Origin of the sequence: Hornefia porci (assembly GCF_001940235.1) — a bacterium.
In the GTDB taxonomy this organism is placed as follows: Bacteria; Bacillota; Clostridia; order Peptostreptococcales; family Anaerovoracaceae; genus Aminicella; species Aminicella porci.
In genome coordinates this window covers 2,328,031-2,341,780 of sequence record NZ_MJIE01000001.1, presented here as the reverse complement: position 1 = coordinate 2,341,780, position 13,750 = coordinate 2,328,031, and the positions used below count along the sequence as shown (strand labels likewise).

General features: G+C 52.9%; 13 protein-coding genes and 1 tRNA gene. 5 read left to right on the top strand and 9 right to left on the bottom strand.

Annotation, left to right across the window (positions count from 1 at the left end):
• Positions 1-3: 3 nt before the first annotated feature.
• The gene (locus BHK98_RS10825; protein WP_075714185.1) at positions 4-876 is read right to left on the bottom strand and encodes a helix-turn-helix transcriptional regulator; all 873 of its coding nucleotides are present in this window, start codon (positions 874-876) and stop codon (positions 4-6) included.
• Positions 877-1,238: 362 nt separating this feature from the next.
• Here BHK98_RS10825 and BHK98_RS10820 point away from each other — a divergent pair, with 362 nt between their 5' ends.
• From BHK98_RS10820 to BHK98_RS10805, 5 genes are all read left to right on the top strand, one after another.
• On the top strand, positions 1,239-1,595 hold the full coding sequence (locus BHK98_RS10820) for a hypothetical protein (protein WP_143404586.1): 357 nt from the start codon (positions 1,239-1,241) through the stop codon (positions 1,593-1,595).
• Between the two features lie 77 nt (positions 1,596-1,672).
• Positions 1,673-3,235 carry an APC family permease gene (locus BHK98_RS10815; RefSeq protein ID WP_075714181.1) on the top strand — a complete coding sequence of 521 codons (1,563 nt, stop codon included), beginning with the start codon at positions 1,673-1,675 and terminating at the stop codon, positions 3,233-3,235.
• Between the two features lie 42 nt (positions 3,236-3,277).
• Complete coding sequence (locus BHK98_RS13575; RefSeq protein ID WP_158024497.1) at positions 3,278-3,418, top strand: hypothetical protein; 141 nt, start codon at positions 3,278-3,280, stop codon at positions 3,416-3,418.
• 400 nt (positions 3,419-3,818) lie between these two features.
• Entirely contained in the window at positions 3,819-5,336 is a 1,518-nt protein-coding gene (locus tag BHK98_RS10810; protein ID WP_202816878.1) for a Na+/H+ antiporter NhaC family protein, read from the top strand.
• Positions 5,337-5,550: 214 nt separating this feature from the next.
• Positions 5,551-5,627: transfer RNA gene (locus BHK98_RS10805), tRNA-Arg, on the top strand.
• A 113-nt stretch (positions 5,628-5,740) separates the two neighbouring features.
• Here BHK98_RS10805 and BHK98_RS10800 read toward each other — a convergent pair.
• The 8 genes from BHK98_RS10800 to tmk form a co-directional block, all read right to left on the bottom strand.
• Positions 5,741-7,690 carry a fructose-1,6-bisphosphatase gene (locus BHK98_RS10800; RefSeq protein ID WP_075714179.1) on the bottom strand — a complete coding sequence of 650 codons (1,950 nt, stop codon included), beginning with the start codon at positions 7,688-7,690 and terminating at the stop codon, positions 5,741-5,743.
• Positions 7,691-7,783: 93 nt separating this feature from the next.
• Positions 7,784-9,049: a UDP-N-acetylglucosamine 1-carboxyvinyltransferase gene (gene murA, locus BHK98_RS10795; protein ID WP_075715154.1), complete on the bottom strand. Its 1,266-nt coding sequence runs from the start codon at positions 9,047-9,049 to the stop codon at positions 7,784-7,786.
• 122 nt (positions 9,050-9,171) lie between these two features.
• Entirely contained in the window at positions 9,172-9,414 is a 243-nt protein-coding gene (locus tag BHK98_RS10790; protein WP_075714177.1) for an AbrB/MazE/SpoVT family DNA-binding domain-containing protein, read from the bottom strand.
• Positions 9,415-9,457: 43 nt separating this feature from the next.
• Positions 9,458-9,826 carry a hypothetical protein gene (locus BHK98_RS10785; RefSeq protein WP_075714175.1) on the bottom strand — a complete coding sequence of 123 codons (369 nt, stop codon included), beginning with the start codon at positions 9,824-9,826 and terminating at the stop codon, positions 9,458-9,460.
• Between the two features lie 86 nt (positions 9,827-9,912).
• Complete coding sequence (locus BHK98_RS10780) at positions 9,913-10,857, bottom strand: tRNA1(Val) (adenine(37)-N6)-methyltransferase (RefSeq protein WP_075714173.1); 945 nt, start codon at positions 10,855-10,857, stop codon at positions 9,913-9,915.
• Positions 10,814-11,923 carry a PSP1 domain-containing protein gene (locus BHK98_RS10775; protein WP_075714171.1) on the bottom strand — a complete coding sequence of 370 codons (1,110 nt, stop codon included), beginning with the start codon at positions 11,921-11,923 and terminating at the stop codon, positions 10,814-10,816. Before BHK98_RS10775 ends, BHK98_RS10780 begins: the two co-directional genes overlap by 44 nt.
• Complete coding sequence (locus BHK98_RS10770; RefSeq protein ID WP_075714169.1) at positions 11,917-12,747, bottom strand: hypothetical protein; 831 nt, start codon at positions 12,745-12,747, stop codon at positions 11,917-11,919. Before BHK98_RS10770 ends, BHK98_RS10775 begins: the two co-directional genes overlap by 7 nt.
• Positions 12,744-13,376 (bottom strand): dTMP kinase, encoded by a 633-nt coding sequence (gene tmk / locus BHK98_RS10765; RefSeq protein ID WP_075714167.1) that lies wholly within the window; start codon positions 13,374-13,376, stop codon positions 12,744-12,746. The genes BHK98_RS10770 and tmk overlap by 4 nt, the downstream gene beginning before the upstream one ends.
• Between the last annotated feature and the right edge of the window lie 374 nt (positions 13,377-13,750).

The window sequence follows — 13,750 nt, the reverse complement described above, 5'->3', positions numbered from 1 at the left end:
CTGTTAAATCAACGATTCAACTTTGTTGTAATCTATAATTGAGAACCCTGATTTCCTCAAAGCTCCCGATGAACAGTTCAGATAGCGGTTATACGCCCGGTTCATGTGCGCATGATCGAAGTATCCGTTGTCCATGGCGATCTCCAGCAGGGAGGATTTGTTCTCCGGATCGAAAATCATACGCAGCGACCGCTGCAGCCGGATGATCTCCGCGTAGGTCTTGGGCGGAATGCCGATATACCGCTCAAAAATCTTCCCCAGGTACCGCTGGGAAAAACCGCTCTTTTTCGCCAGCTCTGCCACCTGAATGTTGCCGTTGTTCCGCAGAATCGCTTCCGTGCAGAAACGAATCAGGTAGTCCGTGTCGCGCTCATTCGTTTCCATGCGAAGAACGCGGGACATCAGCAGCGCCTTCCACTCGATGGAGATTTCCCTCTTGGCGATCTCCGTCAGTCTCTGCCCGTTCCGGATTCCCTCCTGAATGTCGACCGCCTTGTTCGTCAGCTCGCAGCCGTCGCATTTCACAAAGGATTCACAGTGTCCCGGCATAAAACTGAAGATCAGAATCTGATCTCCCGGATAGATGATGAATTTCCGGAGGCTGTCTGTCACGCCGCACAGCTTCGCGTAATTCAGTTTGTTTCTCGTATAAAAGAACATCTTGATGCAGCCGTCCGGGACAACCGGATAGACCACCATCTCACTGGACGTGCTCTCCAGCGTCGAAATACTGCAGAGCGCGGTGTACAAAGGATGTCCCTTGGCGATCATTTCCTCGGTTCTCTTGCAGCCCCGGATCTCAGGAACAAAAGGCGTATAGGCCGAGCGCTCCCGATCCGATGCCAGGGCCTGTCTGTCACTGATGAAGTATGCCATATCGCCTCCCGTCGCCTCCTGTTATCACATCATCTTACATCTTATATCCTGCATCCGCAGCACCGATATCTTACACTCGCAGCGCCGATGATCAGATTATTGGTAAAAATCGGAACTTCTTTTTTATAATTTAATCATATCACTTTCATTTTTTTCTGTCAATTTCCGCTTTGTACTATGCCTTTATTCGGAAAGAAGTATAAAATTCTGTATATAATATTTCGGTAATATTTCGGGCAAACTTCAGATAAAATTCAGAATCCCCACATACTGCGGGGATTTCGCATACAGATTGCTGCAAAACCGTGCGTAAACCAGAGGTGCAGAGAAAGGAGAGCGCAAAGATGCAGGCTTTATTGAATATGAGTACAAATCAGATGGTCATCATTCTGCCGTCGGCACTTGTCGCAATGTATCTGATCATCAGTCTGCAGAAATATCTCAGCGGACGCGAAAGCCGTTATCCGGGGCTTCTCATTCCGGTTGTCTGCTTTGTCGCCGCCACGATCCTCGCAGTTCGGCCCCTGCTCGTGTCGGAGCCCGGGCAGTACGAGGGTCTCGGTCTGTTCTGCCTGCGGATGTGGCTCACCTTCAACATACCAACTATTGTTTTCATGTTCCCCTACTTCAGCCAGCGCAGAAGACTCAGAGCCGCCCGGCTGCAGCAGGAGCAGGCGCGGAAATCCTCCGGGGAAGCGGCATCCGGAGCCGTTCACTGATTCGTATATATATTAACTGATATATATAACACTATGTTTTCCATTAATTGTTATTTATTGTAAGGAGGTATTATCTTATGGATGACAAAGCTCAATCCCAATCCTTAAGCAGGACTCTGGGACTTGCGGAATGCGTCACCATTACAGCCGGCGCTGTCATCGGCGTGGGACTGTTCACTGTAGGCTCGCAGATTGTCGGGCTTATGGGCGGTACCGTCATTCTCGCATCACTGATTTCGTTCGTTCTCATTCTCTGGCCGTGCGCAATGTACGGCGAAATGGGCGCTGCGCTGCCGCTGGCAGGCGGAACGTATTCCTTCGCCAAGCGTGCAATCAACTATCCTGTCGCTGTATTCGAAAGCTGGAACTACACGCTGGCGCAGGTCGGCATCGGCGCGTCCGAGTCCATGGCGTTCTCCAACTACTTTGTAAGACTGCTGAACGCCTGCGGAATGCATATTCCGACGGACGACAACGATTACTCTCTGATCGACCTGTTCCAGGGAAATGTTGATATGAACCTCTTCCTGTGGAAGATCATGCCCGCGATCGGTCTGTTCATCCTGTTCACTGTAATTTCCTACAGAGGCATCGAGATGAACGGGAAGACGCAGAACTTCTTCATGTTCTTCTTCTGGGCCTGCTCTCTGGTATGGTTTGCCACAGTACTGGCCAAGGCGGATTTCTCCAGCGTAACCACGCTGGTCGCAGGCGTGGGAATCCCCCACGGAGTCAATGCGTTCGCACAGGCCGTGCTGCTGGTACTCTGGTGCTTCTTCGGATTTGAGACCATCGTCGGAATGGGCTCTGAGGTCAAGTTCCCGCAGATCACTCTGCCGAGAGCTCTGCTGATCTCACCGTTCTGCGTTCTGGCGGTTAACCTGCTGTTCCAGTGGTTCCTCTGTGCACTGACGCCGTCCGAGCATATTCCGGACCTGTACACCGCTGCGGCACCATATGCATCCGCAATGCAGTACGCGGGAATCGTCGGACTTCCTCTGATCATCCTGTGCCTGGGCATTACACTCGGCGGAGACTTCTCCACCATGAACCCGTGTATCGCCGGACCGGCGCGCTATATGTATATCATGGCGGAGGACGGCAACTTCCCGAAATACTTCGGCAAGGTGCATCCGAAATACAAGAGCCCGCACCGTGCAGTTGTTCTCTGCGGCGTTCTGGGAATCTTCTTCATCCTTTCCGGCTCCATCAAGATCGTTGCCATGATGTGCTCCTACAACCAGATTCAGTGTTACATCATCGGATATATCTCGTTCCTGATGCTGCGTAAGAAGGAGCCTGATCTTCCGAGACCGTGGAAGTGCCCGGCCGGTACCTTCGGCGCATGGTTCAGCATCATCACATTCGCGATTCTGCTGGTTCTGGCTTACGACCCTGTCGCCATCTGGTACAACATCATCTGGGACGTTCTGGCGATCGCATACTACCTGATTTATGTACGCAAGCGCCCGATTCCCCAGGAGGCTCTGGATGTGGAAGCTCTGGCTCTCGCAACCGCGGAACCGACTCCCGAGGAGAGAACCAGTCTGGACAAACAGTACAAGCTCTGGAGAATTATCTCCTACTGCTTTGCGGCTTTCTCCGTACTGCTGTTCGTCATCACATGGCTTGTCCATTAGTGAAGTAATGAAGCCGTAACGGCTGTTAGTGAGGGTAATATAATGTGGAAATTTATCAGAATCATAATCTTCGTGTTCCTGATTATCGTGGCGACGCTCGGACTGGCGGCCTACGTCATGCAGGAGGCCTTTCAGGCGCCGATCACCTTTAAGGAATTCTTTCAGATGATTTCTAACTCGTGATGAAGACTCTGATATAAGAGGGCTCTGATATAATAGCTGCAATATGACAAAGCACTCGCAACCTGCGGCTGCGGATCTCGCGACAGGGATTCACAGCCGCAGTTTTTTCATTTTCTTATCTTCTCAGTCTTCTCTCTTTCTCATCCTCTCATTTTATGACCCGTTTATGGGTCGATTTATTTTGATAAATCTCATTTATGGGTCGTGTTGCAGTTGATATTCATTCTTTACTGATCTATTTCAGAGGATCTGCCTCTGTCTGTCCGCATATTCTCACAACTTGCGGCGAATCCTTTTTTGGGTATCTCCTTTTCTTCATATCTGACGTCATGGCACAAGTCTTGCGTTAAAAATATAACGAGTTGTTATTTGTTATCACTAATCAACGAGGAGAGGGAGAATGAAAATCCTGAAAGCAATTATCAAATTCCTGCCGATCATCGTCCTTGCGGGGCTCATGATCGCCGGGCAGAACGCGCTGATCGCTGCGCCGCTGGCAACCATCGCCGCAATTATCATCGCGCGTTTCACCGAGCACCTGACATTCAAGGAATGCCAGTCTGCCGCCATCAAAAGCGTTACCAACATTATTGTAGCGTTATTTATTCTGATGTTCGCTTACGCAATGGCGAACTCATTCATGTCCACCGGCGTCGGCGCCTCTGTTATTAATCTGGCGCTGAAGGCGGGTATCACTGCCCGTTACATCGCCGTTGTCGGACTGCTGTCCACCGCGGTTCTGTCTGTTGCGACCGGAACCTCCTGGGGAACATTCGCAGCCTGTGCGCCGATTTTCCTGTGGCTCTGCCACATCGTAGACCCGTCCTGCACAACGGACGGCTGTCTGCTGCTGGTTACCTGCGCGACTGCGGGCGGCGCCTGCTTCGGCGACAACATCGGTCTGATTTCCGATACGACGATCGTATCCTCCGGTATTCAGGGCGTCGAGGTTATCGACCGTATCCGTTATCAGGGAGTGTGGTCAATCCTGTGCCTGATCGCAGCGGCAATCTGCTTTGTCATCGCGGGAATCGTCATGGGTCTGCCCACGACGCACGCAGATACCTCCGCCGTCATGTCCACAATTCCGGACAGCGCCATGGAGTACCTGAAGACAGAGCGTCCTCAGGCTGTGGACCTGCTTTCACAGGTCGGTACTGACAATGCGGTCGCGATGTACATGATCATTCCGCTGATTCTGGTTATCGTTCTGGCTGTCATCGGCCTGAACACCTTCGTCTGCATCGGCTCCGGAATCCTGTCCGCCTACATCCTGGGCATTCCGGCCGGAACCACTTCCTTCTTCAAAGGCGGTCTGCAGAAGTACCTGGATATGTGCATGAGCGGATTCTCTGACGCCGGTTCCTGGGTTGTCGTCATGATGATGTGGGTTGCCGCGTTCGGCGGAATCATGGCTGCCATGAACGCATTCGACCCGATTGCCAAGGGCATCGTTGCGATTTCCAGGAACGTACGCCAGCTGATGACCTGCAACGGACTGCTGTGCATCATCGGTAACGCGATTCTGTCCGACGAGATGGCTCAGATCGTAACGGTCGGACCGATTATCAAGGACATCGCGGAGGAGAACATCGAAGCGAGCGAAGAGGACATGTACCGCATCAAGCTCAGAAACGCCACCTTCGGCGACGCCATGGGCGTATTCGGTTCTCAGCTGATTCCGTGGCACGTCTACCTCGCATTCTACGTAGGTATCGCAGCCAACGTTTACCCGCTGTACAAATTCGCGAACACGGATTTCATCCGGTATAACTTCATGGCGATCATCGCGGTATTCTCACTGCTGATCCTGACCTTCACCGGTCTGGACCGCTTCATCCCGCTGTTCCACCTGCCGAAGGAACCGGACGTACAGCTGAAAAAGAACGTAAAGAAAGAAGACGCTATCACTGCATAACAACTCATATCGTTTATCCTTAAACACGCGCCGCACCCCGTATCGTACGACAACGATACGGGGTGCGGTCTTTTTCAGGCGTTTCATCCGAAATTCTGGGCACAGGCATCAGTCAGCGTCTGCCGACACGCTCCAATTACCCAAAATTTACAAAAATATCCTTTGACAAACGCGCTGAAACACGTTATAATTAAAAGGTACGTGAGATGCGTAAGCGCCACTAGCTCAATTGGATAGAGTACCTGACTACGAATCAGTAGGTTGGGAGTTCGAGTCTCCCGTGGCGCACCAATTAAAACCCCTTGCAATTTCAACGATTGCAAGGGGTTTTAATATGCTTTTGTCGCTTATTACCGACATCAGTCCGCCGACCGAGCCGTCGGCAAATCAACGTCCTTTAATACCTAATACTGCTGTTTCAGCAGACCGCGGCGGTATGCGTCGCAGAGAGCCTTCATGTCGTTTACCTGCTCCACGAGCTCGGCGCCCTGATCGGTGTCGATGATCAGCATACGTTCGGGCAGGGTGTCTACAATCTGCAGGGTCGGTGAGGTGAAGGTCTGCGTACCGTCCGGCTGCAGCGGCGTGTAGGGCTTATGTTCTGCCAGCGCCATAAACCGCGAATTGAAAATAAAGGTATAGCCCGCGATTCCGGTCTGCTTCTGATAGGCCTTGGAAATTCCGCCGTCGATCACATACAGCAGTCCGCCGCCCTTGATCGGGCTTTCGCCGTCCTTGATCTTGACCGGAACGTGACCGTTCAGAATCTTACCGTGATTGGGATCCAGCCCGAATTCCCTCAGAATATGCTGCACAGGCTCCTTCTGACGAATCAGCTTGTAATACGGGCGTGTGGGCTCCTTGTGACTGGCTTTGTCCGCGATGAACAGACGCTCAAACGTGGTCATCTTTTCTTTGCCGAACAAAGGAGAGTTGCTTCCTTCCCAGAGGTACCACATGAGATCGCCGGAGCGCCCTACCTCCTGAGACTCGTCCGGCGAGAAATAGGCCGCGCGCACCTGCTTGTCCAGGTAGTCCATCAGGGCTTTTCCGCGATAGGTCCCGCCTCCCAGGGTGACGTCCACGAACTCGCCCTGCTCGTCCATAGGCACACAGCCGTGATAGAGAAGATTCCCGTTTATTTTTTTGTACAAAGCTCCGTGGCTGAACAGGAACTGGATATGGCGCTGAAGCTTCTCGGAATTCAGGATTGAGGCCTCCAGGCTGTCCATGACCTGCTCCTCCTCCGGAGTGAGGCGATAGGGATCCTCCGGATCAACCGTCGGGAAATTAGTGTCACGCAGAGGCCAGACCTTTCCCTCGACGGTAACCGTTCCCTCCTTCAGATTGAGCTTATCCAGAAGAAGCCGCTTTTCCATGCCATACTCAGGATGCGCCTTGATCCGCTGTCCTTCAATCTTGAACTGCATGATTGCAATCGCCTTGTGCATCTGCGCCGCGTGAAGCGGGCTGACCGGGTCGTAGATGTTCTCATCCAGGATGTGGGGCATGAATTTCTCACAGGGGTCGTCGCCGTAGACGCGTTCCGCGAAGGTTGCCAGCGGACGCAGATTGATGCCGTAGCCCACCTCCAGCATATCGAAATTGTTGTAGCTGATGTTCATGCGGAGAATATTGGTAATGCAGGCCCAGTTTCCTGTGGCCGCCCCCATCCAGACGATATCGTGATTGCCCCATTGAAAATCCACATCATGATAATTCATCAGGAAATCCATGATCTGGTCAGGATGCGCCCCTCTGTCGAAAATATCTCCGATAATGTGAAGATGATCCACCGCCAGATCGGAAATTGCCTCCGCCATCGCCACGATGAAGCGGTCCGCGATTCCGCATTCTATAATCGAACTGATAATCGCTTCATAATAGTGATTCTTGTTCGCCTCGTCATCTGCGTGCAGCAGCTCGTCCATCGCGTAGGCCAGATTTCCGGGCAGGCGCTTCCGGACCTTGGAGCGGGTATACTTTGTTGACACCGACTGGCATATCGTAATAAGGCGATATATCACAGTGGTACACCATTTGTTGAAGTCGGCTTCGCTTTTATGGCGTCGCTTGAGCTCCGCCTGAGGATTGTAGATCAGCGCTGCGAGATCGTCCCGGTCCTGCTCGCTGAGAATGCCTCCGTAGTGTTCGTCGATTTTCATCCGGATCGTCCCCGACGCACTCTTCAGCATGTGGATGAACGCCTCATGCTCACCGTGCAGATCGCTCAGGAAATATTCCGTGCCCTTCGGCAGCGCCAGAATCGCATTCAGGTTGATGATCTCTGCCGATGCAGCCTCCAGATTCGGATAGTCCTTAGCCAGAAGTTCCAGATACTTTAAATCCGCCATTTTCTCCCTCCGCTTCTTTCCGTTTTTGTTCTTTCCCGTCTGCTTCGGATCTGTGCCGGACGGCCGGTAATCCGACCGCAGACGACTGTTAATTTAATCGTCGATTCTCAGAATGTTCGCACCCAGCGCCTTGAATTTCTTCATGAACTTCTCGTAGCCGCGTTCGATGTGATAGATCTCGGAGATCTCAGTAGTTCCGTTCGCCACCAGACCGGCCAGAACGAGCGCTGCGCCGGCCCGCAGATCTGTTGCGATCACCTGTGCTCCCTCCAGGGTTTTTCCGCCCTGAATGTACGCCTTGTTTCCCTCTGTCTGGATGTTAGCACCCATCCGGTTCAGCTCCGCCACATGCATGAAACGATTCTCAAACACCGTTTCAATCACTGTGCTGGAGCCTTCTACCGTAGTCAGAAACGCCATAAACGGCGACTGGATGTCCGTCGGAAAGCCCGGATACGGGAGCGTCTTGATGTCCGTAGAGCTCAGCGGTCCCTGATCTGCCACCACATACATGCCTTCGTCACCCATTTCCACAGTCACGCCGCATTCGCGAAGCTTGGCGGTAATAGGCTTGACATGGTCGGAAACAATGTTCTTGATCAGAACCTGTCCCCGGGTGATCGCGCCTGCCAGCATGAAGGTCCCCGCCTCGATCCGGTCCGGAATAACCGTATGGAAGCAGCCCTTCAGGCTTTCCACGCCCTCGATCTTAATTGTATCCGTACCGGCGCCTTTAATCCGGGCTCCCATTTTGTTCATAAAGTTCGCCAGATCAACGATTTCCGGTTCCTCCGCGGCGTTCTCGATATAGGTGGTTCCCTTCGCAAGCCCCGCCGCCATCATAATGTTCTCCGTTGCTCCCACACTCGGAAAATCCAGATAAACGCTGGCTCCTCTGAGACCGCCGGCGGGCGCAAGCGCCTCGACATAATTATCCTTCTGAATGACCTCCGCGCCCAGCGCCTCGAAGCCCTTCAGATGAAGGTCAATCGGTCTCGCACCGATCGTGCAGCCGCCCGGCATATGCACCTTGGCTCTGCCCGTGCGTGCAAGCAGCGGCCCGAGAACCAGAAAGGAGGCTCTCATTTTCCGCACCAGCTCATAATCAGCCTCGTTCGTCGTTATGGAGTCACAGGTGATTTCAAGAACCGAGTCCTCTGATTCCCTGATATTTCCCCCCAGCGAGGTCAGAATTTCCTTCATCACTTCCACATCCCGCAGATCCGGGACGTCCTCGATCCGGCAGGTTTCTCCGCTGAGGAGCGCCGCCGCCATCAGAGGAAGCACCGCGTTCTTTGCGCCGCTGATATATACTTCTCCGTTTAACGGTTCACTTTTCTGTACTAAAAATTTCGCCACATTTCCCTCCAAAACAGTTGCTTTTTTTCTCCATCTATTAGTATACTAATTATCGCCGGCGGTTTCAACAAAGATAACTAAAATAACCTGCACGGGGCAGGTTAATTATTCTTAAGAAAACATTACAGTTTTTTCATTTCCTCGATGCATTTCGCACATACGCTCTTTCCGTGAATGAGCCGGATATCATCGATATCGCCGCAGAAAATGCAGGATGGTTCGTACTTTTTCAGCATGATATACTGCCCATCGACAAAGACCTCCAGCGAATCATCTGTCTTTATCCCGAGATTACGTCTCAGTTCCACAGGGATCACAACCCTGCCAAGCGCATCAACCGGTCTCACGATACCAGTAGCTTTCATTTCTCACGTCTCCTTTCAGGGCCTCTCCGGTCCGGTTCCAAATTCAGTGCTTCTTCCACTTTTTCTTTTCCTCTTCATTGTAGTATTCCGCAGGATCCGAACTTTTGAAATAGGACACCGTCGACGCCGCCGCCTTGGCGACGTTCGTCATGGCGCCCACCAGGCTCTGATTCCCCTTCATGGCCGCGGTGAGGTCATTCAGCGCGCTACCGAGATCCCCGACAATTCCGTCCACCTGCATCGCCTTATCCGAGGCAACGCCGGACACCACCGAGGCGTCATCGACGACCTTATTCACGTTTTTCACCGTTGTGATCAGGTTCTTCGCGAGGACACAGAGAAAGATCAGCAGGATGATCAGCGCAACAAACACCAGGCAGATCAATGTGTACTTCAGATCAATTGTTATCATGGCTCAAACCTCCAAACTCCTGACGGGCGATACACCCGTCTTCCCTTGTGGAATATTATATACAAATTTCCAAATAATAGCAACTGCTATTTTACACTATCTTTACATTCAGCTTCTGCACCGGGTTTCCCTCCGGCTGCGGGTATGTCGTTCTCCGACCGCAGCGGCGGTCCCTCTCTGTCTTTCCGCATCGCGGAGGCCGCATCCCGCACAGGCGTTTCCCGTTCATAAAGCTTCAGCATCTCATGGGAGAAGCTCCCGTCCGGTTCTCTCACATGCATCTCCGGCAGTATGCGCAGGCCGCGGTTACCGTTCCGCACACAGTGCATCAATACGATATTCGGCTTCTCCATCGGTTTTCCGCTCACAAAGACAATTTCTCCGGGCTCCAGCCGGAGCCTTCTGCACAGCTCGCAAAGGTCAATAAGCCGGGAAGGCCGATGTACGATAAACAGATGCCCTTTGTCTTTCAGAAGCGCGGACGCTGCCCTCAGGAAGTCCTCCAGACTTCCCGCAACCTCATGGCGGGCGATGGTCCTGGCCTCGTTTCCGGCCGGCAGTCCGCTCCCGGCTGCCGTATACGGAGGGTTCATAGTCACCGCGTCAAAGCTTCCCGGTCCTCCCAGTTCTGCCGGGAAAACCGGCTGACCGGCAGGACTCTGACATTCGACTGGTCTCGTCCGGATATCGCGGACATTTGCGTGCAGAAAATGCAGCCTGTCCTCCAGATCATTCAGCTCAACGTTCTTCACGGCAAGACGCCAGACCTCTTCCTGGACCTCGACGCCCCACATATCGCCTATATGCGTTTTGTGCGAGAGAATCAGCGGAACGATCCCGTTTCCCGTTCCCAGATCACAAAGTCTTGATGGCCGGCTCCTGCCCTTCAGACGCGCAGCCGCGAATCCCGCGAGAAGCACGGCGTCGACCCCGTAGCAGAACGTTTCCGGATCCTGAAGAATGCGAACGCTGCCGAAGCCGGTATCGTCAATTCTCAGCGGACGTTTCTCTTTCATTTCCGTCTCTGTCATTTCCGGTTCCTCTGACGCCTCCGCCGGACTCCTGCGGATTCATTCCTCCGTCGTTTCTCCTGTTCTTCCGGCGGCGGCGACGGCGGTTTCCGGCCTTTCCGTTCCCTAAACTCTTATCTCCTCCGGCACCGTTCCGCGGCGCAGCGTGCTCCTGATGATGCTTTCCGGATCTGTCGTGTCCCTTTCCGTGGGCACCGCTGTTTCCGCCGTTCTGCGGTTTCCGGTCTTTTTTGTCAAATCTTTCTATCTCGTCCTTTTTATAGGTGTAAACATCAGCGCTGAGCTTGTCAGCACCGGTATCGTCTTTTTCTCCGGTGTAGATCCGCACCCGTATCTTTCCGGTCAGGACGTCGGATTCGATAACTTTTCCGAGCCCCTCCGGCGTCTCGATACGCTCGTTCACATCCGGCATTCCCTTCCGAAGCTCGGAGTAGACGTCGTTTTCATACTTCAGACAGCACATCAGCCTGCCGCATACGCCGGAGATTTTTGCGGGGTTCAGTGACAGATTCTGCACCTTCGCCATCTTGATGGAAACGGGCTGAAAATCCGACAGCCAGGTGGCACAGCAGAGCCCTCTTCCGCAGGAGCCCACGCCTCCCAGCATCTTCGCCTCGTCCCGCACGCCGATCTGACGCAGTTCAATCCTCATCTTGAAAACGCCGGCCAGATCCTTTACAAGCTCCCGGAAGTCCACACGTCCGTCCGCCGTAAAGTAAAAGATAATCTTATTATTATCAAATGTGTATTCCACATCAATCAGCTTCATCTCGAGGTGATGCTTCTGAATCTTCTCCTGACACGTCTTCATCGCCCTGGATTTTTTCTTCTCGTTTTCCTCGTGACGTGCGATGTCCTTCTCTCCGGCAATCCGTACGATCTTCTTCAGCGGACGCGTGACATCCTCTTCCTTGATCGGCGTGATTCCCATCGTTACTGTGCCGAATTCCATCCCTCTTGCCGTCTCGACGATCACGCCCTGCCCCGGCTGTACATCCAGATCGCAGGGGTCAAAGTAATAGACCTTCCCGGTACTTTTGAACCGCACCCCAGCAACATTTACCATTTATTTTCCTCCAGTTTTAAAATCAGCTCCCTGATCGCATATTTATAGTTTATGTTCCGCCGCAGCCTTTCCTTCGCCTTTTCCGCGTCACGGACTCCTTTCGCCAGTCGCGCGCTCTGAAATTCCGGCGTCTGTTCACGCAGATGATATCCGATCCGGTTTTCCATCGCATCCAGAAATGTGAAGGCGTCCGGCCTGCCCTTAATCTCACCGTCCAGTTTCCTGCAAATGTCAAAGAAGAACGCTCCGCTGAGGGTCATCCGCAGTATTTCATCGGCAAACGCATCCATCTCCGTATCTGCCGCATCGGTGAAATTCATCAGATGATACCGGACGCATCTGGAATTGATGGGTGGCGACAGGTTATACACGTTCTCTGACAAAAGAATGATCACCGTTCCGGGCGCCGGTTCCTCCAGTGTTTTCAGAAGATGGCCCCTCGCCTTCGGCGTCAGCGTATCCGCGCCTTCAATAATGGCGATATTCCGGTCTCCCGCTGTCGGTATGGTTTTCAGATCCTCCAGAAGCTTTTCAATCGCGCCGTCCTTCACCGAAGGATAGCCTTTCTTTTCTTCCACGGGCACGATGTGATAGACATCCTCATGATTATCTCCGGCGATCTTTCTGCAGACGGGACACTGGCCGCAGCCCTCACCCGGAGCGTTTCTGCAGAGAATTGCGCCGGCAAAGGCTCTGGCGAATCCGACCTTGTCCACGTCATTGTCACCCTCAAAAATATATGCGTGTGAGATATGACCGCACAGAATCGCCTTTGACAGCTGCTCCGCCGCGTTTCCATATTTTCTGTAATCCGTCAGCTTCATTGCCCTTCCCTTTGTTCCAGGAGTCTCTCAATGTGCCCCGTGATTTCCGCTCTCATCTCCTCGCGGCTGCGGCTCCCGTCGATGAGCACAATTCTCTGCGGCTCTTGTTCCGCAAGCTGCAGGTAACCCCGGTACACGCGTTTATGGAACCGGAGTTTTTCATTCTCCAGCCTGTCTCTCTCGTCCGCCCGGATTCTTCCCTTTCCGACTCTCGGATCGATTTCCAGCAGGAATGTGAGGTCGGGAATTATGCCCATGACCGCATATTCGTTAATCACTCTGACCTTGTCTCCCAGCTGTCGCCCGCAGCCCTGATAGGCGATGCTGGAGTCCATGAAGCGGTCGCAGACGACGATCTTTCCTTCATTCAGCGCGGGGCCGATCAGCTGACAGACGTGCTGCGCCCGGCTGGCTGCGTACAGCAGGGCCTCTGTCATATCACACATTTCGTTATTCGACTTATCCAGGATCACCTCCCGGAGTTTTTCTCCAATCTCTGTGCCTCCCGGCTCACGGGTAAACACGCAGTCGAGCCCCCGTTCCCGGAAATAGGTTTTCAGATACTCAATCTGCGTGGATTTTCCGGAGCCGTCCGGCCCCTCAAATGATATAAAAAGCCCTCTGTTCATCAATAACTCCCGTTTATTCTCTGCCGCCGGTGGCAGATTCCAGAAGCTTTTCAAAGAGGAACCATCCCACACAGGCCAGCGGTACGCAGATCATCACACAAAATATAATTTTCAATACGATCATGTAACGACCTCCCTCACCTGAGCCGGGCGCAGCATAGCATACACAGCGCAGGCATCAGTCAGCGCATGCCGGCGCCCTCTGCAGCCGGCTGTGCGCCGCGCGCTGCAAACAAATCATTGTCAGCGCCCATTAAGTCCGGCAGGAACATAATGAGCATGCGCTAATTATAGCATAAAATGTAAATTCCGTCCATAGATTGTTGGTAATAATTGCCAATTTATGTGATTTCTGCAGAAACAGCAAAAGCCCG